Genomic DNA, 19,042 nt, shown 5'->3' with positions numbered 1-19,042 from the left:
CGTCGTGGACGTGATGACGGATCGCCAGTCCGAACAGGAGCGAGCCACGGCCGTGCGCGCCGCCGAGCGGACCGGGCAGCGGCGGGCGAAGATCGCCTTGCTGCGCACGCCCGGCGGGATCGCCGAGGCCGACGAGCCCAGCCGCGTCGCCACCCGGATCGACCGGCTCGGCCGCTACTACCCCGACGTGCGGCCGGTGAACCCGGCGGCGCTCGCGGCCGGCGACCCCAAGGCCATGGCGGACGCCGGGGTGATCCTCGAACGGATCGTGCTCACCGACGACCTGCTCGGCGTGGGCTACCTCGAGGGCGGCGTCACGGCGTCGGCCGCGATCGGCCGGGTCAACATCCGTGACGGCCGCGGCCGGCTCACCGGGTACGGCACCGGGTCGATGATCTCCCCGGAACTGCTGCTCACCAACCACCACGTGCTGCCGGACGCCGCCACGGCCCGGTCGAGCGTCATCGAGTTCGACTACCAGGACGGCGTCGACGGCCTGCCCCGGCCGGTACGCGCGTTCGGGCTCGATCCGGACCGGTTCTTCGTCGCCGACGAGGCGCTCGACTTCGCGCTCGTCGCCGTCAAGGCGTCCGCCGACGAGCTGCGGCCGTTCGGGTTCAACCGGCTGATCGGCAGCGAGGGCAAGGCGATCGTCGGCGACTTCGTCACGATCATCCAGCACCCGCGCGGCGGCAAGAAACAGGTGGCGCTGCGGGAAAACCGGATCGTCGACGTCCTGGAGAAGTTCCTGCACTACGAGACCGACACCGAACCCGGGTCGTCGGGCTCGCCGGTGTTCAACGACCAGTGGGAGGTCGTGGCGCTGCACCACGCCAGCGTCCCGGCCGAGGGACACGCGGAGTACGGCGGTTTCCTCAACGAGGGAATCCGGGTCAGCCGGCTGCTGGAGTTCCTGCGCGGGCAGCGGTTCACCCCGGCGCGCCAAGCCCTGTTCGACCGGCTTTCCACCCGGCCCGAGCGGGACACCGCGGCCCGGCCCGACGGCGCTCCGCAGGTGCTGACGCTGACGATGCCCGTCGACATCCGGCTGCGCGCCGAACCGCCCGCGGCGCCGGAAAGCATCCGGATCGACCCGGACTACTCGAACCGCGAGGGCTACGACCCGGACTTCCTGCCCGGGCACACCGTGCCGCTGCCGGGCCTGTCCGACGCGCTCGCCGCGCTGGCGGCGACCAACCGGCAGGCGGCGGGCGAGCCGCGGTACGTCCTGCCGTACCACCACTTCAGCGTCGTCATGAACAAGGTGCGGCGCCTGGCGTTCTTCACGGCCGTCAACATCGACGGGCGCACCAGCCAGCCGTTGCGCCGCGAAACGGACCGCTGGTCGCTCGACCCGCGCGTCGACGCCGGCGAGCAGATCGGCGAGGAGATCTACCGGGCCAACCCGCTCGACCGCGGGCACCTGGTCCGCCGCCTCGACCCGGCGTGGGGCGCGACGGCCGCGATCGCGCAGCTCGGCAACGACGACACGTTCCACTTCACGAACTGCTCGCCGCAGCACGAGGACTTCAACCAGAACAAGACCACGTGGGCCGGGCTCGAGGACTACGTGCTGAACAACGCGGGCAACGCGGATCTGAGGGTCAGCGTGGTGACCGGTCCGGTGCTCGCCGAGGACGACGACCAGTACCGCGGTGTCCGGCTGCCGCGCCAGTTCTGGAAGGTCGTCGCGATGGTGAAGACCGACGGCACGCTCTCGGCGACGGCGTACCTACTGAGCCAGGAGGAGCTGATCCACGGCCTCGAGCTGGCGGGCGAGTTCAGCTACGGCGCGTACCGCACGTACCAGGTGCCGGTGCGCCGGATCGCCGATCTGACCGGGTTGTCGTTCGGCTCCCTCCCCGACGCCGACCCGCTGGAGCGCTTGGAGTCGACCGGCGAGGTGCGGGAGATCGGCGTCCTCGACGACCTGGTGCTATGACCACGGCGTGACCGGCCGCGGCAGCCGCTCGCCGTCCAGGACGACGTCGACGCGTTCGGTGAGGAAGGCGATGTAGCCGGCGATGTCGCGCACGTCGGACAGCGGCTCGTCGTAGGTCCAGGCGAGATCGCGGTGCGCGCCCACCGACCAGTAGGTCGCGTGTCCCTTGTAGGCGCAGGTGGTGCGCGTGTCCGACGGCGTGAGCAGGTCCATCCGGACGTCCTCGCGCGGCAGGTAGTAGCGGGCGGTGATGCCGGTTTCGAACAGCAGGCGGGGCGCGGCCGAGTCGGCCACGACGACCCCGTCCACCTCGATCCGCACGCGGCTGTCGCTGCGCCGAACGTCGATGCGCGAGAACGGGTCCCGCGGGTGGCCGACGATCGCTTCGGCCTCCTCGAGCCACTCGTCGAACGCGGCGAAGTCGAGAATTGCATGCTGTGCGAGGTCGGGGTCGGCAGGCCGGAAGCCCGCACCCGGCAGGGTGACGCCGTCGCCGTCCAGGGTCAGCGGCTCGCCGGCGCAGGTGTGCACGGCGAAGGCGGTCCGCGGGTCGAGGACCGGTGGGCCGCCTTCGGCCATCCGCACCGGGTGTTCGGGTGCCGACGCGGCGTCCGCCGGGGTGAGGGTCGCGCGGAGGTCCGCAAGGGGGAACGCGTAGGACGGCACCACCCGCTTCGGTTCCCAGACCAGCACCGCGCGCCGCGAGTCGGCGAAGGTCCGTCCACTCGCGACCGCGCGGACTCGCTTGGCCACCGGCTCGTACCGCAGTTCGGCCAAGTCCCCGGTGAACCGCGCGCCCATGCGTGTCGCCATGGGTCAACCATCCGCGCCGGTGCGGGCCGCCGTCAACACCCTGCCGGGCGCGGTGTGTGGTGGATCCTGGCGGGGTAGGGACTTTGCCGGTTGCCTGGCACCGGAAGCGATCCGTTCACCGCATCCGGCCCGGCCGAGCCTGCCTTCCCGGCCAAGCCGAGCTGGATGGGCATCGCCCTCGCAGAGATCCTTCTCGGCCAGCACTCCCTGCCCACCTACCCGGCCGGGCCGAGCCAGGCCGTCATCGCCTCGCGCAGGCCCTTCTCCTCCAGCTCGCCGACCGATGCCCACGCCAGATACCCGTCCGGGCGTACCAGCGCCGCCAACTCCTGGTCCGGGAAGGCCAACGGCCGCGCCGTCACCACGCGGACCCGGCTCCCCCACTCCGCCGCCACCCGCGCCGCTTCCGTGTCCGCGGCCAACAACACCGCACCGCCGTTGCGGAAGCGGGTTGCCAGCGTCGTTCCGTCGTCCAGGGCCAAGTCCGGGACCCGGTGGCCGATCAGCGGGAAGTCGCCCGGGATGTCGTAGTGCTGCCAGCCGCCGCCGATGCCGGTGATCACGTGGGTGGCGCCGTCCGGGGTGTCGAGCAAGTCGGCCACCACCCCGCGCAACGCCTCCGCCCGGGGCCCGCGTGGTGCGCTCAGCGCCGTCTGCGCCAGGCTCCAGCGCTGCACCCACTCACCGATCGGGTGCCGCTCCGGTGTGTAGGTGTCCACAAGGGACTCCGGGGCGAGCCTCCGCGCGACGAGCGCGAGCTTCCACCCCAGGTTGACCGCGTCGCCGAGCCCCAGGTTGAGGCCCTGTCCGCCCGCGGGCGAGTGCACGTGGGCGGCGTCGCCGCACAGCAGCACCCGGCCGCGCCGGTAGGTCGTCGCCTGCCGGGTCGTGTCCGCGTAGCGCGTGCCGACGTGCACGCGCGTCACCGCGACGTCGGTGCCGCTGACCCGCCGCAGGCTGGCCTGCATCTCCTCCGCCGTCACGGGCGCGTCCCGGTCCTCGCCCACCTCGTACTCGACGGTGTGCACGCGCGGCGGCCCGTCGCCGTCGGCCCAGCCGCCGAGCACGTACGAGCCGTTCTCCCCGTGCTGCCAGCCTCCCGCGACGAGCTTCTCCGGCGCGTCGAGGTCGACGATCGCCTGCCGGCCGGTGAAGACGGGGTCCACGCCCGGGAAGTCGAACCCGGCCAGGCGGCGCACGGTGCTGCGCCCGCCGTCCGCACCCACCAGCCGGCCGGCCCGGATCGAGCCCTGTCCGGTGTGGACGGTCACGCCGTCGTCGTCCGCATCGAACCCGGTCAGCGCGACGCCGCGCCGTACCTCGACTCCCGCCCAGGCACGGAGGATCTCCTCCAGGTCGGCCTGGCTGACGACGCCCGCGCCGAGGAACTCGTCGCCGGGACCCGGCGGCCGCAGCCGGTCGGCCCGGATCCCGATCCCCGCGAAATGCCCGACGAAGATGTCTCCCATCGGGGCTCCGGGCGGCGGCAGCGTGGCCGGGCCGACCCACATCGCGGCGGCCTGCTCGACCTCGGGCAGCAGGCCACGCAGGTGCAGCGCGTGCACCGAAGGGGTGTTGAGCGCCCGCGCCCCCATCGATCCGAAGCGCGCCCGCGGCGTCTCCGTCTCACGCTCCAGGACCAGCACCCGGGCGCCGCCCAGCCGGAGCTCGCCTGCCAGCAGCAGGCCCACTGGGCCACCGCCGGCCACCACGACGTCGAAGTCCATCTCCTCGTACCCCCAGAAAACCCGGAACAGCGTGCTCAGTAAGACCACGGTAGCGAACTGGGTACAGTGTTCGCAATAACGGAGGAGGTGCGCGGTGCCGGCGAACGACCAGCCGCCGCTCTGGCTGCGTCCCGAGCACGGCACGCGCGGCCCGAAGCCCGCCCACACCCGCCGCGACGTCGCCCTCGCCGCCGTCCGGATCGCCGACGCCGACGGCCTCGACGCCGTCTCGATGCGGCGCGTCGCGGCCGAGCTGGGCGCCGGGACGACGTCGCTCTACCGGTACGTGTCCAAAAAGGACGAAGTGCTGGAGCTGATGGGTGACGAGGTGCTGGGCGAGCTGCGCGACACGACGCTGCCCGCCGGCTGGCGTGACGGGCTGCGCGCGATCGCCCGCCTGCTGCGGGACGTCTGCCTGCGGCACCCGTGGTTCGCGTCGGTGCTGGCGGGCCGGGCGATCCACGGCCCGCACAGCCTCCGCTGGCGCGAGCGCACGCTCTCGGTGTTCGACGGCATGGACCTCGGCACCGACGACATGCTCGCCGCGCTCGGCACGGTCTCGGCGTTCGTCCTCGGCCACGTGCTGGGCGAACTCGCCGACCGCGAGGCGGCGCGACGTTCGGGGCTCAGCCACGAGCAGTGGATGGAGCGGGAAGGCGAATACGGCCCGATGATCATGAACAGCGGCGAGTACCCACGCTTCACGCGGGTGATGATCGAGGCCGAGCTGCCGCACGCCACCGACCGCCAGAACCGGGGGTTCGAAGCCGGGCTGGACCGGGTGCTGGCCGGGATCGCGACGCACCTGCCCCGCCGAGGCCGCCCCGACGCGCCAAGGCCGCGCAGCAGTCCTCTGCAGAGGCTCGATTGACCGGCGCCGGTCAGTCGTGACCACGCCCCGCGCCCCGCAGGATGTCGAACGCGTGCTGCCGGTGCGTCGCGAACAGCGCGAGCGCCGCCTCCCGGTCGCCGGCTCGCAGCGCGTCCGCGAGCTGCCGGTGTTCGGCGGGGATGCCCGCCAGGTAGCCGTCGGTGTCGACGCCGATGCGGGTCAGCAGGAACAGGTGGACCTGCGACCGGATCGCCTGCCACGCCTCGCCCAGGCGGCGGTGCCCGGCCGCGGCGTAGACCGCGTCGTGGAAGTCGAGGTCACAGCGGACCATCTCGTGCGCGTCGGCCGCCCGTTCCATGCGGGCCACGGCGGCGTCGACCGCTTCCAGGCCGGGTGCGCGGTCGATCACCAGCCCCACGGCGAGCTGCTCCAGCGCGGCCCGCAGGCTGTCCAGCTCGGCGACGTCCACTTCGGACAGTGACGTCACCGTCGTGCCCCGGTGCCATTCACCACGGACGAGCCCTTCGCGGTCCAGCTTGAGCAGCGCCTCGCGCACCGGCCCGCGGCTGACGCCCAGCGCCTCCGCCAGCTCCACCTCGCGCAGCTGACTTCCCGGCGCGTACGTCCCGTCGAAGATCGCGTCGCGGATGCGGTCGGCGACCTCGTCGGCGAGCCCGCGCCGGCGCGCGGGAGCCACTTGAGCACTCATGTCCTGATGTTAACATTCAGACATGACGATCCCCCGCTTCCACCTCGCCATGCCGGTCGACGACCTGGCCGCCGCCCGCCGCTTCTACGGCGAAGTCCTCGGCCTCGCCCAGGGCCGCAGCTCCGACACGTGGGTCGACTGGAACCTGCACGGCCACCAGTTCGTGACGCACCTGGCCCCGGAGCGGCCGCAGCGCGTCCACAACCCCGTCGACGGCCACGACGTGCCGGTGCCGCACTTCGGCCTGATCCTCGAGGTCGAGCAGTTCAAGACCCTGTCCGAGCGGCTGCGGGCGGCCGGGACGCAGTTCATGATCGAGCCCTACGTCCGCTTCGAAGGCCAGGCCGGCGAGCAGTGGACCATGTTCCTCCTCGACCCCGCCGGGAACGCCTTGGAGTTCAAGGCTTTCGCGGACGACTCACAGGTCTTCGCTGTCTGATCCTTCCGGCGCAGCTCGCAAGGAGCCCGGGTGCGCCTTCGCGGCCGGGTCGCGCCGGGTCTTGACCAGGCTGGCGACCGTCACGACGACCAGGACGCCGATGATCACCGCCAGGCTCACCGGCGTGGCGATCTCCGGGACGCGCGGGTCGAGGTCGACGTGCGCCCAGTGCAGGATCAGCTTCACGCCGATGAACGCGAGGATCACCGCGAGCCCGGCCGAGAGGTACACGAGCCGGTCGAGCAGGCCCTTCACCAGGAAGTACAGGGCCCGCAGGCCGAGCAGCGCGAACGCGTTCGCGGCGAACACGATGTACGGCTCTTCGGTGACGCCGAAGACCGCGGGGATCGAGTCGAGGGCGAACAGGAGGTCGACGCCGCCGATCGCGACCAGGACGACCACCAGCGGCGTCACCATCCGGCGCCCGCCGGCGCGGGTGAGCAGCCGGCCGCCGTCGTAGGCGTCGGAGACCGGCAGGATCCGCCGGGCCGTCCGGACGACGACGTTGTGCTCGATGTCGGGATCGGCGTCGCGGTGCCGGAACAGCTGCACGCCGGTGTAGATCAGCAGCAGCCCGAAGAGCAGGAACATGAACGAGAACAGTGCGAGGAGCGTCGCGCCGAGGACGATGAAGATCCCCCGCATCACGAGCGCGAGGATGATCCCGAACGTGAGCACCTTGTGCTGGTGCTCCTCCGGGACGGCGAACGTCGTCATGATGATCACGAACACGAACAGGTTGTCGACCGAGAGGCTCTTCTCGACGATGTAGCCGGCGAAGTACTCGGTGCCGAACTCGCCGCCGTGGGCCAGCGTCAGCCAGACGCCGAACACGACCGCGACCGCGATGTAGCCCACCGACCACGCGACGGCTTCGGCGAACCCGACCCGGTGCGGCCGGACCGCGGCCAGCACGAGGTCGACCGTGAGCAGCGCCAGCACGACGCCGATGGTGACCAGCCAGGTGCCGACGCCCATCGCTCCCCCGCTCCCCGTGGTTGCGGCGATCGTAAGGGCAGGAACGCGAACGCGCACCCGGAGTCCACAGTGGACACCTCAGGCGAGGTTGGCCGCCGCCAGCTCGATGTGCGGGTCGAGCTCGAGGCCGCCGGCGCGCAGGGTGTCGTCGACGATCCGCCAGACCCAGCGGGCCAGGAGCGCGGCCAGCTCGGCGCGGTCGACGCCGCGCGGGTTCTCCAGCCAGCGCGAGGTGCTCGACTCCACCAGGCCGACCAGCCCGAAGGCGACCGCTTCGCAGACGCGGGTGTCCACTCCGAACAGTCCGAGGTAGTGCTCGAACACCACGGTCAGCTGCCGCGCGATGGCGGTCTTGCCGTCGGCGAAGACGTCGGGGGCGCCGTCCATCGCGTGCCGGGTCAGGTAGCGGTAGAGCGAGCCGTGCTCGGCCAGCCAGCGGGTGTGCGCGCCGATCGCCGAGCGGATCAGCTCCATCGGCGTGCCGCTCGGGTTCCACAGGGGCGCGAACTCCGCGGTGATCAGCTCCGCGACCCGGGCGGCGATCGCGTGCTGCAGGTCGGCGGCGCCGTCGAAGTGCCGGTAGAGGCGCGTGCGGGCGACGCCGGCTTCGTCGGCGATCTGCTCGGTGGACACCTCGGGCCCGTGCCGGGCGATCGCACGTAGGCCCGCCTCGACGAATTCGCGGCGGCGGCGGTCGCGCTGGCCGGCCCACCGCGCGGCCCGGCCATCGGGAGGCCGCGGCCTGTCCGTCGATGTCATCGGCACGAAGTGTACCGGCGGGTGCACTATGGCGTACGATGCCGTACCTCTTACTTTGGGTGCCAGAAGGTCGCGGAGAGTGACAATGAGGAACGTCGACGAGGAGCCGCCGGACGCCGTGCTGCTCGCCGCCCTCCGCGCCGGTGACTTCGACGCCGGCGGCGCCCTGTTCCGCCGGCACGCCGAGCCGCTGCGCCGGACCGCGGCGGCGTGGGCGGTGCAGCCCGCGGAACGCGACGACCTGGTGGCCGAGACGTTCGTCCGGGTGCTGGCCGTCGTGCACGCGGGCGGCGGCCCGGACGGCGACCTGCGCCCGTACCTCGTGGTGACGCTGCGGAACCTGGTGTCGCGGTGGGGCCGGCAGCGCAGCCGGGTCGAGCTGTGCGAAACGGTGCCCGAGACGTCGTCGAGCGGCGCCGACGAGCTGGCCCTGCACCGGTCGAACGAGAAGCTCGTGTGGTCGGCGTACTGCACGCTGCCGGGCCGGTGGCGGACGGTGCTCTGGCGCACCGAGGCCGAAGGCGACACGCCGACGGAGGCGGCCCCGCTCCTGGGCCTGACGCCGAACAGCGTGTCGGCGCTGGCGATGCGGGCGCGCGAGGGGCTGCGCCAGGCGTACCTGCAGGTCCAGGTCCCCGACGCCGAGAAGCCGGTCTGCCGCGAACCCCGCCGGCGCATGGGCGCGTGGGTCCGGGGAGCGTTGTCCCCGCGCCGGGCGAGCGTGGTCGCCGACCACATCGCGGGCTGCGGCTCGTGCCGCACGGTGGCCACCGGCCTGGACGAAGCGAACCGCGAGCTCCCGGGCTTGGCAGCCCGCCTCACCGGCTAGCAGCCGCACGTACCCGAAGGGTCGGCTCGCGTACCTGGACAGTCGGCCAACGCGGTCCACGAGCCGACTGCACAGGTACGCCAGCCGGGCCGGCCCCGTCCTGAATGAGTCATTCAGGACCTCCGAAGACCTGAATGACTCATTCAAGACGTCTGGCGAGCGGACCACCGTTGCGTGGAGGTTGCCTTGACCCCGCTGCTCCGGGTTACCGTGAAGCCCGGCCCAGGAGGTGGCGGTGGACGACGAAGTCTGCGCGGTCCGGCCCGGCACCGACGTCGCCGGGCACGCCCGGCTGCTCGCCGGCATCCACGACGCCGTCCTCTCCGGGCGGGCGCCTCGGACCGCGCCGAGACGGCTGGTCGAACGCTCGTGGCGTCGCGTCGCCGCGCAGGGTGTCGATCCCGACCGGCCGCCCGCACCCGATCCCGTCGGCGCCGCCGAAGTCGAACGGCGACGCACGGTCTGCCGGCTCGGCGAAGTCCTCCCCGAACTCCGCGGCGCGCTGACGTCGGTCGCCGAAGACGCGCACCACCTGATGGTCGTCACCGACGCGGACGGCGTCGTCCTCTGGCGCGAGGGCGCCCGCGGCGTCCGGCACCGCGCCGACTCGCTCGGCTTCACCGAAGGCGCCACCTGGTCCGAACCCGCCATCGGCAGCAACGCGATCGGGACGGCGCTGGCCGAGGCCGCCCCGGTGCAGATGTTCGCCGCCGAGCACTTCGTGCGCTCCCACCACTCCTGGGCCTGCACCGCCTACCCCGTGCACGACCCGCGGACCGGCGAGCTGCTCGGGATCGTCGACGTCAGCGGGCCCGCCGAGACCGTCCACCCGATGACCGTCGCCCTGGTCGGGACGTCGGTGCGGTTGGCCGAGGCCGTCCTGCGGCAGCGGCACGAGGCCCGGCTCGAAGGTCTCCGGCAGCTGTCCGGGCACGTCCTCGCCGGTGGGCCCGGGCTCGTCGTCGACGACCACGGCTGGGTCGCCGCCCGCAGCGGCGTCTTCGGGATCGACCGCGTCGCCGCACCCCGCCACGGCATTCCCGTCGCGGTTCGCGGCATCGGGGCGTGCGAGCCCGAGCCGGTGCCGGGCGGCTGGCTGCTGCGGCCGAGTCGCCGCGAAACCCTGAGGCTCACCCTAGAACTCGACCCGCCGCGCGCGATCGTCGAAGGGTCGGCGCGGTGGACGCATCCGCTGGGCCGGCGGCAGGCGGACCTGCTGCGGCTGATCGCGACCGCGGGCCCGGCCGGAGTGTCGGCCGCGCAGCTGTCGGAGACGGTCTACGGCGACCGGACGCACCTGGTGACCGTCCGCGCGGAGCTGTCGCGGCTGCGCAAGCTGATCGGCGGCTTGCTGCTCGCCCGCCCGTACCGGGTCGCGCCCGGTGTCGAAGTCGTGCTGATGCAACCCTAGGGCAACCCTTACGCGGACCCGGCCCGCCGGGGTTGGCTGCTCGGACGCGCCGCCGACGAAGACGGTGCCCGAGACGGGGAGGTCCGCTCATGACCCAGACCCTCGAACCGGCCGCGGCCGTCGATGCCCGGCAGCGCGTCGAAGGCTGGCTCGCCGGCTTCGAGGCCGCGCTCGCGGCCCGGGACGCCGACCGGGCCGCCGCCCTGTTCGCGACGACGTCGTTCTGGCGCGACCTGATCGCGTTCACCTGGAACCTGAAGACCGTCGAGAACCGGGACGGCGTGAAGGACCTCCTCCTCGCCACGATGGACACCGCCGACGCCCACGGCTTCCACGCCACCGAGGAGCCGACCGAGTCCGACGGCGTCGTCGAGGCGTGGATCGGGTTCGAGACCGTCGCCGGCCGCGGCCGTGGGCACCTGCGGCTCACCGGCGAAGGCGCGTTCACCTTCCTCACGACGTTGCACGAGCTCAAGGGCCACGAAGAGCCGCTCGGCACGACCCGGCCGAAGGGCGCCGAGCACGGCGTCAACCGCGAGCGCGTCACGTGGTCCGAAGCGCGGCAAGCGGAAGCGGACGAACTGGGCACGACGCGGCAGCCGTACGTCGTCGTCATCGGCGGCGGGCAGGGCGGGATCGCGCTCGGCGCCCGGCTGCGCCAGCTCGGCGTGGACCACGTCGTGGTCGACCGGTACGCACGGCCGGGCGACCAGTGGCGCGGCCGCTACAAGTCCCTGTGCCTGCACGACCCCGTCTGGTACGACCACCTGCCCTACCTCGACTTCCCGCGCACCTGGCCGGTCTTCGCGCCGAAGGACAAGATCGCCGACTGGCTCGAGATGTACACGAGGGTCATGGAGGTGAACTACTGGTCGTCGACGACCTGCACGAGCGCCTCCTACGACGAAGAAACGAAAGAATGGACGGTCGTCCTCGACCGCGACGGCGAAGAAGTCGTCCTCAAGCCGAAGCACCTGGTGCTCGCGACCGGCATGTCGGGCAAGCCGAACGTCCCGGTACTCCCCGGGCAAGATCGCTTCCGCGGCGAGCAGCACCACAGCTCGAAACACCCGGGCCCGGACGCCTACCGCGGTAAGAAGGCCGTGATCGTCGGGTCCAACAACTCGGCGTTCGACATCTGCGGCGCGCTGTGGGAAGCCGGCGCCGACGTGACGATGATCCAGCGCAGCACGACGCACATCGTGAAGTCGGACTCGCTGATGGACCTCGGCCTCGGTGACCTCTACTCGGAACGCGCGCTCGCCGCGGGCATGACGACGCAGAAGGCGGACCTGACCTTCGCGTCACTCCCCTACCGGATCATGCACACGTTCCAGCAGCCCGTGTACGCGGCGATCAAGGACCGCGACCAGGAGTTCTACGACCGCCTCGAAGGCGCGGGCTTCCGGCACGACTGGGGCGACGACGACTCCGGCCTCTTCATGAAGTACCTGCGCCGCGGCTCGGGCTACTACATCGACGTCGGAGCGGCCGACCTGGTGGCCAACGGCGACGTCAAGCTCGCGCACGGCCAGGTCGTCGAGCTGACGGAGAACTCGGTGAAGCTCGAAGACGGCACCGAGCTGGAGGCCGACCTGGTCGTCTACGCGACGGGCTACGGCTCGATGAACGGCTGGGCGGCGGACCTGATCAGCCAGGAGGTCGCGGACAAGGTCGGCAAGGTGTGGGGCCTGGGCTCGGACACGACCAAGGACCCGGGCCCGTGGGAGGGCGAGCAGCGCAACATGTGGAAGCCCACCCAGCAGGAAGGGCTGTGGTTCCACGGCGGGAACCTGCACCAGTCCCGGCACTACTCGCTCTACCTGGCCCTGCAGCTGAAGGCCCGTGCGGAAGGCATCCCGACGCCGGTCTACGGGCTGCAGGAGCGGCACCACCTGTCCTAGGAACCGAGCGCGCTCGCGGGATCGCCGAACAGCAAGGCCGTCCCGTGGGCGCGCTTGAAGTACAGGTGCGCGTCGTGCTCCCAGGTGATCGCGATGCCGCCGTGCAGCTGGACCATCTCCGCCGCCGCGTGGGAAAACGCCTCGCTGCACACGACTTTCGCGGTCGTCACGGCTTCGGCGTCACCGTCCACCAGGGCCGCGTACAGCGCCGAGCGGGCCGCTTCGACGTGGACGTGCACGTCGGCCATCCGGTGCTTCAGCGCCTGGAACGACCCGATCGCCCGGCCGAACTGACGCCGTTGTTTCGTGTACTCCACCGTCAGTTCCAGCGCGCGAGCCGCCGCGCCGACCTGTTCCGCGGCGACGGCAACGACGGCCGTGTCCCGTAGTTTCCGCAGGGTGAAGCCGTCGGCGTCGAGGCGCCGGGCCGGCGTCGAGGCGAACTCCACGACCGCCAGCCGGCGGGTCGGGTCCAGCGTGGTGACGCGCTCCCGGCGGACGCCGTCGAGCGGGACTTCGAACAAGCCGATGCCCTCGGACGTCCGGGCCACGGCCAGGAGGACGTCGGCGAGGTCACCGTCGAGGACGTAGTGGGCGCGACCGTCGAGACCGGTTTCCGACGCGGTCAAGCCCGGCGCCCAGTCTTCGTCGGACCACGCCAGCGCGGCGAGGGTCGTGCCCGCGGCGATCCCCGGCAGCAGCCGTTCGCAGGCTTCGTCGTTTCCGGTGCGCAGCAACGCTTCGCCGCACAACACCGCGGAGCCGAGCATCGGCGCGGGGGTGAGCGTGCGGCCGAGCTCTTCCAGGACCACGCAGGCCTCGGCCAGGCCGGCGCCCGCGCCGCCGTAGTGCTCGGGGATCGCGAGGGCCGCGACGCCGATCTGCTCGCACAGCGTCGACCAGAGCTTGTCGTCGTACCCGAGCGGCGACTCCATCGCCGCCCGCACCGCTTCCGGCGCCGACCGGCGGGTCAGCAGCGACCGCACCGCGTCCCGCAGGGCGACGGACTCTTCCGACTCGAAAGGATCCGTCATCGCAGCCCCGCCAGGACGCGCGCCCGGTGGAACGAGCTGGTTCCCCAGGCCCCGGCCAGGGCCCGCACCTTCGTCAGCCGCAGGCCGAGGTCGTGTTCGGCGGTGTAGCCGATGGCGCCGTGCACCTGGAGGGCCGTGCGCGCGGCGAGGTACGCGGCGTCGCCCGCCATGACCTTCGCCGCCGAGACGTCCCGGGTGAACGTGTCCCCGGCGACGGCCGCGCCGTACAGGAGCGGCCGGGCGAGCTCGAGCTGGGTCACGACGTCGGCGAGCAGGTGCTTGACCGCCTGGTACTCGCCGATGGCCCGGCCGTACTGGCTGCGCTGCTTGGCGTAGGCGACCGAGGCGTCGAGGAGCCACTGGCCCGCGCCGAGCAGCTGGGCGGAGACGGCCAGGACGCCCCGGTCGAACGCGACCGGATCGGCGGCGGTGGGGCGCGTGGTCCCGGTGATCCGGAACAGCCGCCGGGCCGGGTCGACCGACCGGACGAGCTCGGTCCCGACGCCGGAGACTTCGCCCTCGTTGAGGTCGAGGACCACGCCGGCGACGTCGGCGTCCAGGGCGAGCGGGACTTCCGGCGGCGCGACGACCGTGGCCAGGAGGTCGCCCCCGGCGAGCGCGGCGAGCCGGTCGCCGGTCAGCACCGCGGGTGCCACGGCGGCCGTCTCGACCAGCGGGCCGGGCACGGCGTGGTAGCCCAGCGCTTCGAAGGCGACCACCAGGTCGACCGCGGACCCGCCGAGCCCGCCGTGGTCCTCGTCGACCAGCAGCGCGGGGACGCCGAGGTCGGCGAGCGCGCGCAGCAGCTTCAAGCCACGCTCGGGCGAACCCGCGGCCCAGGCCCGCGCGACCGCGGCGGTGTCCGCGCCACCCAGCAGGTCGTGCAGCGACGCGGAGAACTGGCGCTGTTCCGGCGACAGCTGGAACTTCATCGGCGCGCCTCCCTCGGCAGTTTCAGCAGCCGTTCGGCGATCGTGTTGCGCTGGATCTGGTCGGTGCCGCCGTAGATGGGCCCGGCGAGGGAGAACAGGTAGCCATCCACCCAGTCGCGGTCGGTCTCGGCGGCCGGGCCGAGCACGTCCAGGGCGGTCTCGTGCAGCTCGACGTCGAGGTGCGACCAGAACAGCTTGTTCACGCTGGACTCCGGGCCCAGCTCACCGCCGTCGGCGAGGCGGCTCACCGTGCCGAACGTGTAGAGCTGGTAGGCGCGGGCGCCGATCCAGGCGTCGGCGACACGGTCCTGTGTGGACGGTGGCGAGTCCTGCGCCCGCCAGAGATCCACGAGCCGGCCGGCGGCGGCGAGGAACCGGCCCGGGCTGCGCAGCGACAGGCCGCGCTCGTTGTTGGCGGTCGTCATCGCGACCCGCCAGCCCTGGCCCACCTCCCCGATCACGTCCTCGTCGGGCACGAAGACGTCGTCGAAGAAGATCTCCGCGAACCCGGGTTCGCCGTCCAGCTGCGGGATCGGCCGGACCGTGACGCCGTCGGCGCGCAGGTCGGCCATGAAGTAGGTCAGGCCGTGGTGGCGCTGCGCGTCCGGGTCCGTGCGGAACAGGCCGAACGCCCGGTCCGCGAAGGACGCCCGCGAACTCCAGGTCTTCTGCCCGGAAAGCCGCCAGCCGCCGTCGGTCCGGACCGCCGTGCTGCGCAACGCCGCGATGTCGCTGCCCGCCTCGGGTTCCGACCACGCCTGCGCCCAGACTTCGTCGCCGCGGGCCATCGCGGGCAGGATGCGGTCACGCTGCTCCTGCGTGCCGTGCGCGAACAGCGTGGGGCCCAGCATGAAGATGCCGTTCTGGCTCACCCGGCCCGGCGCGCCCGACGCGTAGTACTCCTCCTCGAACAGCAGCCACTGCAGCATCGAGGCGTCCCGGCCGTGGTACTCGCGCGGCCACGACACGACCGACCACCGCGCCTCGGCGAGTTCGGCCTCCCACTCGCGGTGCGCCGCGAAGCCTTCGGCCGTGTCCATCGACGGCAACGCCCGGACGTGCGTCGCGAGCCAGTCCCGGGCTTCGTCGCGGAAGGCCGCGGACGCCTCGTCGATGTCGAGGTCCATCAAGCCCCCTTGTTCGCGTCGCGCATGGACCGGGCGGACTGCCCGCCTAGCGAGTCCTCCGATGTCTCCGCGTTGTGGGCGTGCGCCAAGTGGTGCAGCCCGAACACGGAGTCCATTCCGGACCGCAGCCCCATCAGGTCTTCGGCCTGGTTGACGGCCTTCTTCGCCAGCGCGAGGCCGAACGGCGGCATCGCGCCGATCTTCTCCGCCAGCTCCAGGGTGTGCTGTTCCAGCTCCGCGCGCGGGACGATCCGGGTGACCATCCCCCATTCCTTGGCCTGCTGGACGGTGAAGCGCTCACCGGTGAACAGGACCTCCTTCGCCGCCCGAGGCCCGAGCACCCACGGGTGCGCGAAGTACTCGACACCAGGAATTCCCATGCGCACCACCGGATCGGCGAAGAACGCGTCGTCGGCCGCCACGATCAGGTCGCACACCCACGCGAGCATCAGCCCGCCCGCGATGCAGGCGCCCTGGACGCTCGCGATCATCGGTTTCGGGATCTCCCGCCAGCGCCGGCACATGCCCAGGTAGACCTCGGACTCGCGGGCGAACCGCTGGTCGCCGCCGACGCGGTCGGTGTGGTCCCACCACATCACCGCGCGCCGGTCGAACGACTGGTCGGCGTCCCGGCCCGGGCTGCCGATGTCGTGGCCGGCGGAGAAGTGCTTTCCTTCGCCCGCCAGCACGATCACCTTGACTTCGGCGTCGTTCACCGCGCGGGCGAAGGCGTCGTCGAGGGCGTAGGTCATCGCCGAGTTCTGGGCGTTGCGGTAGTCGGGCCGGTTCATGGTGACCACGGCGACCGGCCCGCGGCGCTCGTAGCGGACGACGTCTTCGCTCATTTCGTCTCCTCACTGAGCAGCCGCTTCAGCACTTTGCCGGAAGCGTTGCGGGGCAGCGCGTCCAGGAACGCGACCGACCGCGGGGTCTTGTAGTTGGCGAGCCGTTCGCGGCAGAACGCGATGACGTCGGCCTCGGTCAGGCCGCTGCCGACGACGAAGGCCTTGCCGACCTCGCCGAGCCGCTCGTCCGGGACGCCGATGACGGCGACGTCGCGGACGCCCGCCAGCTCGGTGAGGGCGTGCTCGACCTCGGCCGGGTAGACGTTGAAGCCACCGCAGATGTACATGTCCTTGAGCCGGCCGGTGAGCGTCAGGTTCCCGGCGTCGTCGAGTTCGCCGACGTCACCGGTGTGCAGCCAGCCAGCCTCGTCGACGGCCTTCGCGGTCGCCTCGGGGTCGTCGAGGTAACCGAGCATCACGTTCGGTCCTCTCAAGACCACTTCGCCCGGCGAGCCGTGGATCTCGACCTCGAACCCGGCGGTCGCGCGACCGGACGTCTTCGCGACCAGTTCCGCGTCGTCGCCCGGGCGGCACATCGTCACCACCACGGCTTCGGTGAGGCCGTACGCGGTGAGGACGATGTCGAAGCCCAGCTCGGAGCGCATGCGCCGGACGAGCGAGGCGGGCACGTCCGCGGCGCCGGTGACCGCTAGCCGCAGCGACGAAAGGTCGCCGCGTTCCGGCTCGTGCAACAGGGACTGGAAGATCGTCGGCGCGCCCGGCAGCACCGAGATCCGCTCCCGGTCGATCACCCCCAGCGCGGCTTTCACGTCGAACACCGCCTGCGGCACGATCGTCGCGCCGGTCAGCAGGCCGACGACGATCCCGGCCTTGTAGCCGAAGCTGTGGAAGAACGGGTTGATCACCAGGTACCGGTCTTCGGCGGTGACCCGGCCGCAGTCCGCCCAGGCCGCGGCGACGCCGACGACCTGGCGGTGGGCCGACAGCACGCCCTTCGAGCGGCCGGTGGTCCCCGAGGTGAACAGGATGTCGCTGACGTCGTCCGGCTTGACCGCGTCCGCGCGTGCCTCGGCTTCGGCGAGGGGCACGCCGTCCGCCAGCGCGAGGAACTCGTCCCAGCCGAGCGCGCCCCCGACCGGCCGGTGCGGCTGCTCCAGGGCGACCCGGACGACGGTGCCGAGGTCGGGCAGATCCGTGCCGGTCGCGACGATCGCGGCGTGGCGGTCGGTGCCGAGGAAGTCGGCCGCCACGACCAGGGCTTTCGCCCGGCTGCGGACCAGCAGGTCCACGGTCTCGGCGGCGGTGAACCGGGTGTTGACCGGCACCAGCGACGCGCCCGCGTAGAGCGCGCCGAGTGCCGTCAGGACCCAGTGGTGGGTGTTGGGGAGGGTGATCGCGACGCGGTCGCCGGGCCGGACGCCGCGGGCGAGGAAGGCCCGCGCGACCGACTGAACACGTTCCAGAAGGTCGTCGAACCCGAGCCGCAGGGAGCCGTCGACCAGTGCCTCCGCCGAGCCGAACTTCGCGGCGGCATCGCGGACGACGGCCGGGATCGTGGTCTGTCCCACCACACCCTCCTCTGGACCGGCAAACTAGAACGTGTTCTCATTACCCTAGGTCCCGGACCGGGCCGGCAGCAAGGAGGCGAGCGTGGAACCGACGCGATTCCGCCGCGAGGTCGCGGACTGGCTCGCGGACAACCTGACCGGCGAGTTCGCTCAGCTGCGCGGCCTCGGCGGCCCGGGACGCGAGCACGAGGCGTTCGACCTGCGCCTGGCCTGGGAACGGCACCTCGCCGCGGCGGGCTGGACGTGCGTCGGCTGGCCGGTCGAGCACGGTGGGCGCGGCCTGTCCCTCGGCGAGCAGGTCGCCTTCCATGAGGAGTACGCGGCGTCGGGCGCGCCCGCGCGCGTCAACCACATCGGCGAGCAGCTGCTCGGCCCGACGCTCATCGCCTTCGGCACGCCCGAGCAGCGAAAACGGTTCCTGCCCAAGATCGTCGCCGTCGAAGAGCTGTGGTGCCAGGGCTACTCCGAGCCCGGCGCCGGGTCCGATCTGGCCGCCGTCTCGACGTCGGCGGTCCGGCGCGACGGCGATTGGGTGGTCAACGGCCAGAAGATCTGGACCTCGCTGGCGCACGTGGCCGACTGGTGCTTCGTCGTCGCCCGCACCGAACCCGGGTCGCAGCGCCACCACGGCCTGTCCTACCTCCTGGTGCCCCTGCGCCAGGACGGCGTCACCGTGCGGCCGATCCAGCAGCTGACCGGGACGTCGGAGTTCAACGAAGTCTTCTTCGACGACGCCCGGACGCCGGCCGAAATGGTCGTCGGCGAGCCCGGCGACGGCTGGAAGATCGCGATGGCCACCCTCGGCTTCGAACGCGGCGTCTCCACACTCGGCCAGCAGATCGGCTTCCGCCGCGAGCTCGACGACATCGTCGCCGATGCGAAACGGACCGGCACCTACGACGACCCGCTGCTGCGCACCGACCTCGCCCGCGCCCGGATCGGCCTGCGCGTCCTGCGCGCGCACGCGCTGCGGACCCTCGGCCGACCCGCCGGGCCCGAGGTCGCCGTCGGGAAGCTGCTGTGGGCGCAGTGGCACCGCGGGCTCGGCGAGCTGGCGATGCGTGCCCGCGGGGCGCGGTCCCTGGTCGCGGCCGGCGCCGAACTGGACGACGCCCAGCTGCTCTACCTGTTCACCCGCGCGGACACGATCTACGGCGGTTCGGACGAGATCGAGCGGAACATCATCGCCGAGCGCGTGCTCGGCCTGCCGAGGGAGGCACGCCCGTGATCCC

17 protein-coding genes are annotated in these 19,042 nt (G+C 72.3%); 7 read left to right on the top strand and 10 right to left on the bottom strand.

Translation table 11 applies throughout. The features are described from left to right. Nucleotides 1-13 precede the first annotated feature (13 nt). Entirely contained in the window at nt 14-1,942 is a 1,929-nt protein-coding gene (locus QQ657_RS29805) for a DNA/RNA non-specific endonuclease (protein WP_284745703.1), read from the top strand. Here QQ657_RS29805 and QQ657_RS29800 read toward each other — a convergent pair. Then, nucleotides 1,937-2,755 carry a DUF427 domain-containing protein gene (locus QQ657_RS29800; protein ID WP_284745577.1) on the bottom strand — a complete coding sequence of 273 codons (819 nt, stop codon included), beginning with the start codon at nt 2,753-2,755 and terminating at the stop codon, nt 1,937-1,939. The two genes, QQ657_RS29805 and QQ657_RS29800, sit on opposite strands and share 6 nt — an antisense overlap. 215 nt (nt 2,756-2,970) lie before the next feature. After that, a complete protein-coding gene (locus tag QQ657_RS29795) occupies nt 2,971-4,530 on the bottom strand; it encodes an FAD-dependent monooxygenase (protein ID WP_284745576.1) in 1,560 nt (519 codons plus the stop codon). A 46-nt stretch (nt 4,531-4,576) separates the two neighbouring features. On the opposite strand from QQ657_RS29795, the gene QQ657_RS29790 reads away from it, so the two are divergent. Next, nucleotides 4,577-5,353: a TetR/AcrR family transcriptional regulator gene (locus QQ657_RS29790; RefSeq protein WP_284745575.1), complete on the top strand. Its 777-nt coding sequence runs from the start codon at nt 4,577-4,579 to the stop codon at nt 5,351-5,353. Nucleotides 5,354-5,363: 10 nt separating this feature from the next. Here QQ657_RS29790 and QQ657_RS29785 read toward each other — a convergent pair whose 3' ends face one another. Next, the gene (locus tag QQ657_RS29785; RefSeq protein ID WP_284745574.1) at nt 5,364-6,023 is read right to left on the bottom strand and encodes a GntR family transcriptional regulator; all 660 of its coding nucleotides are present in this window, start codon (nt 6,021-6,023) and stop codon (nt 5,364-5,366) included. 22 nt (nt 6,024-6,045) lie between these two features. On the opposite strand from QQ657_RS29785, the gene QQ657_RS29780 reads away from it, so the two are divergent. After that, nucleotides 6,046-6,462, top strand: coding sequence for a VOC family protein (locus QQ657_RS29780; protein ID WP_284745573.1), 417 nt, complete (start codon nt 6,046-6,048; stop codon nt 6,460-6,462). On the opposite strand, the gene QQ657_RS29775 is transcribed toward QQ657_RS29780, so the two are convergent. Together QQ657_RS29775 and QQ657_RS29770 are read right to left on the bottom strand one after the other, a co-directional pair. Beyond that, nucleotides 6,442-7,440: a TerC family protein gene (locus QQ657_RS29775; protein WP_284745572.1), complete on the bottom strand. Its 999-nt coding sequence runs from the start codon at nt 7,438-7,440 to the stop codon at nt 6,442-6,444. The two genes, QQ657_RS29780 and QQ657_RS29775, sit on opposite strands and share 21 nt — an antisense overlap. A 78-nt stretch (nt 7,441-7,518) precedes the next feature. After that, nucleotides 7,519-8,199, bottom strand: coding sequence for a TetR/AcrR family transcriptional regulator (locus QQ657_RS29770; protein WP_284745571.1), 681 nt, complete (start codon nt 8,197-8,199; stop codon nt 7,519-7,521). A gap of 85 nt (nt 8,200-8,284) precedes the next feature. Between QQ657_RS29770 and QQ657_RS29765 the strand changes: the two genes are divergently transcribed. From QQ657_RS29765 to QQ657_RS29755, 3 genes are all read left to right on the top strand, one after another. Next, a complete protein-coding gene (locus QQ657_RS29765) occupies nt 8,285-9,028 on the top strand; it encodes a sigma-70 family RNA polymerase sigma factor (RefSeq protein ID WP_284745570.1) in 744 nt (247 codons plus the stop codon). 235 nt (nt 9,029-9,263) lie between these two features. Then, nucleotides 9,264-10,439 (top strand): helix-turn-helix domain-containing protein, encoded by a 1,176-nt coding sequence (locus tag QQ657_RS29760; protein ID WP_284745569.1) that lies wholly within the window; start codon nt 9,264-9,266, stop codon nt 10,437-10,439. Nucleotides 10,440-10,528: 89 nt separating this feature from the next. Further along, nucleotides 10,529-12,343 carry a flavin-containing monooxygenase gene (locus tag QQ657_RS29755; protein WP_284745568.1) on the top strand — a complete coding sequence of 605 codons (1,815 nt, stop codon included), beginning with the start codon at nt 10,529-10,531 and terminating at the stop codon, nt 12,341-12,343. Here the strand turns inward: QQ657_RS29755 and QQ657_RS29750 are convergent. The 5 genes from QQ657_RS29750 to QQ657_RS29730 are packed head-to-tail and all read right to left on the bottom strand — an operon-like array spanning nt 12,340 to nt 17,810. Further along, nucleotides 12,340-13,377 carry an acyl-CoA dehydrogenase family protein gene (locus tag QQ657_RS29750; RefSeq protein WP_284745567.1) on the bottom strand — a complete coding sequence of 346 codons (1,038 nt, stop codon included), beginning with the start codon at nt 13,375-13,377 and terminating at the stop codon, nt 12,340-12,342. The two genes, QQ657_RS29755 and QQ657_RS29750, sit on opposite strands and share 4 nt — an antisense overlap. Next, complete coding sequence (locus QQ657_RS29745; protein WP_284745566.1) at nt 13,374-14,309, bottom strand: acyl-CoA dehydrogenase family protein; 936 nt, start codon at nt 14,307-14,309, stop codon at nt 13,374-13,376. The genes QQ657_RS29750 and QQ657_RS29745 overlap by 4 nt, the downstream gene beginning before the upstream one ends. Continuing rightward, nucleotides 14,306-15,436 (bottom strand): acyl-CoA dehydrogenase family protein, encoded by a 1,131-nt coding sequence (locus QQ657_RS29740; protein WP_284745565.1) that lies wholly within the window; start codon nt 15,434-15,436, stop codon nt 14,306-14,308. Before QQ657_RS29740 ends, QQ657_RS29745 begins: the two co-directional genes overlap by 4 nt. Next, nucleotides 15,436-16,281, bottom strand: coding sequence for an enoyl-CoA hydratase (locus tag QQ657_RS29735; RefSeq protein WP_284745564.1), 846 nt, complete (start codon nt 16,279-16,281; stop codon nt 15,436-15,438). Before QQ657_RS29735 ends, QQ657_RS29740 begins: the two co-directional genes overlap by 1 nt. Then, nucleotides 16,278-17,810 (bottom strand): FadD3 family acyl-CoA ligase, encoded by a 1,533-nt coding sequence (locus QQ657_RS29730; RefSeq protein WP_284745563.1) that lies wholly within the window; start codon nt 17,808-17,810, stop codon nt 16,278-16,280. Before QQ657_RS29730 ends, QQ657_RS29735 begins: the two co-directional genes overlap by 4 nt. Before the next feature lie 82 nt (nt 17,811-17,892). Here QQ657_RS29730 and QQ657_RS29725 point away from each other — a divergent pair, with 82 nt between their 5' ends. Next, on the top strand, nt 17,893-19,038 hold the full coding sequence (locus tag QQ657_RS29725) for an acyl-CoA dehydrogenase family protein (protein WP_284745562.1): 1,146 nt from the start codon (nt 17,893-17,895) through the stop codon (nt 19,036-19,038). The last annotated feature ends 4 nt before the right edge of the window (nt 19,039-19,042 follow it).

Origin of the sequence: Amycolatopsis ponsaeliensis (assembly GCF_030182635.1) — a bacterium.
GTDB classification, from domain to species: Bacteria; Actinomycetota; Actinomycetes; order Mycobacteriales; family Pseudonocardiaceae; genus Amycolatopsis; species Amycolatopsis ponsaeliensis.
This window is presented reverse-complemented; position numbering and strand designations above follow the sequence as displayed.

Excerpts from the sequence above, each read along its gene's own strand:
- QQ657_RS29775 (WP_284745572.1), bottom strand. The coding sequence starts at position 7,440 with ATGGGCGTCGGCACCTGGCTGGTCACCATCGGCGTCGTGCTGGCGCTG.
- QQ657_RS29735 (WP_284745564.1), bottom strand. The coding sequence starts at position 16,281 with ATGAGCGAAGACGTCGTCCGCTACGAGCGCCGCGGGCCGGTCGCCGTG.
- QQ657_RS29750 (WP_284745567.1), bottom strand. The coding sequence starts at position 13,377 with ATGACGGATCCTTTCGAGTCGGAAGAGTCCGTCGCCCTGCGGGACGCG.
- QQ657_RS29800 (WP_284745577.1), bottom strand. The coding sequence starts at position 2,755 with ATGGCGACACGCATGGGCGCGCGGTTCACCGGGGACTTGGCCGAACTG.
- QQ657_RS29755 (WP_284745568.1), top strand. The coding sequence starts at position 10,529 with ATGACCCAGACCCTCGAACCGGCCGCGGCCGTCGATGCCCGGCAGCGC.
- QQ657_RS29765 (WP_284745570.1), top strand. The coding sequence starts at position 8,285 with ATGAGGAACGTCGACGAGGAGCCGCCGGACGCCGTGCTGCTCGCCGCC.
- QQ657_RS29785 (WP_284745574.1), bottom strand. The coding sequence starts at position 6,023 with ATGAGTGCTCAAGTGGCTCCCGCGCGCCGGCGCGGGCTCGCCGACGAG.
- QQ657_RS29780 (WP_284745573.1), top strand. The coding sequence starts at position 6,046 with ATGACGATCCCCCGCTTCCACCTCGCCATGCCGGTCGACGACCTGGCC.
- QQ657_RS29745 (WP_284745566.1), bottom strand. The coding sequence starts at position 14,309 with ATGAAGTTCCAGCTGTCGCCGGAACAGCGCCAGTTCTCCGCGTCGCTG.
- QQ657_RS29770 (WP_284745571.1), bottom strand. The coding sequence starts at position 8,199 with ATGACATCGACGGACAGGCCGCGGCCTCCCGATGGCCGGGCCGCGCGG.
- QQ657_RS29740 (WP_284745565.1), bottom strand. The coding sequence starts at position 15,436 with ATGGACCTCGACATCGACGAGGCGTCCGCGGCCTTCCGCGACGAAGCC.
- QQ657_RS29805 (WP_284745703.1), top strand. The coding sequence starts at position 14 with ATGACGGATCGCCAGTCCGAACAGGAGCGAGCCACGGCCGTGCGCGCC.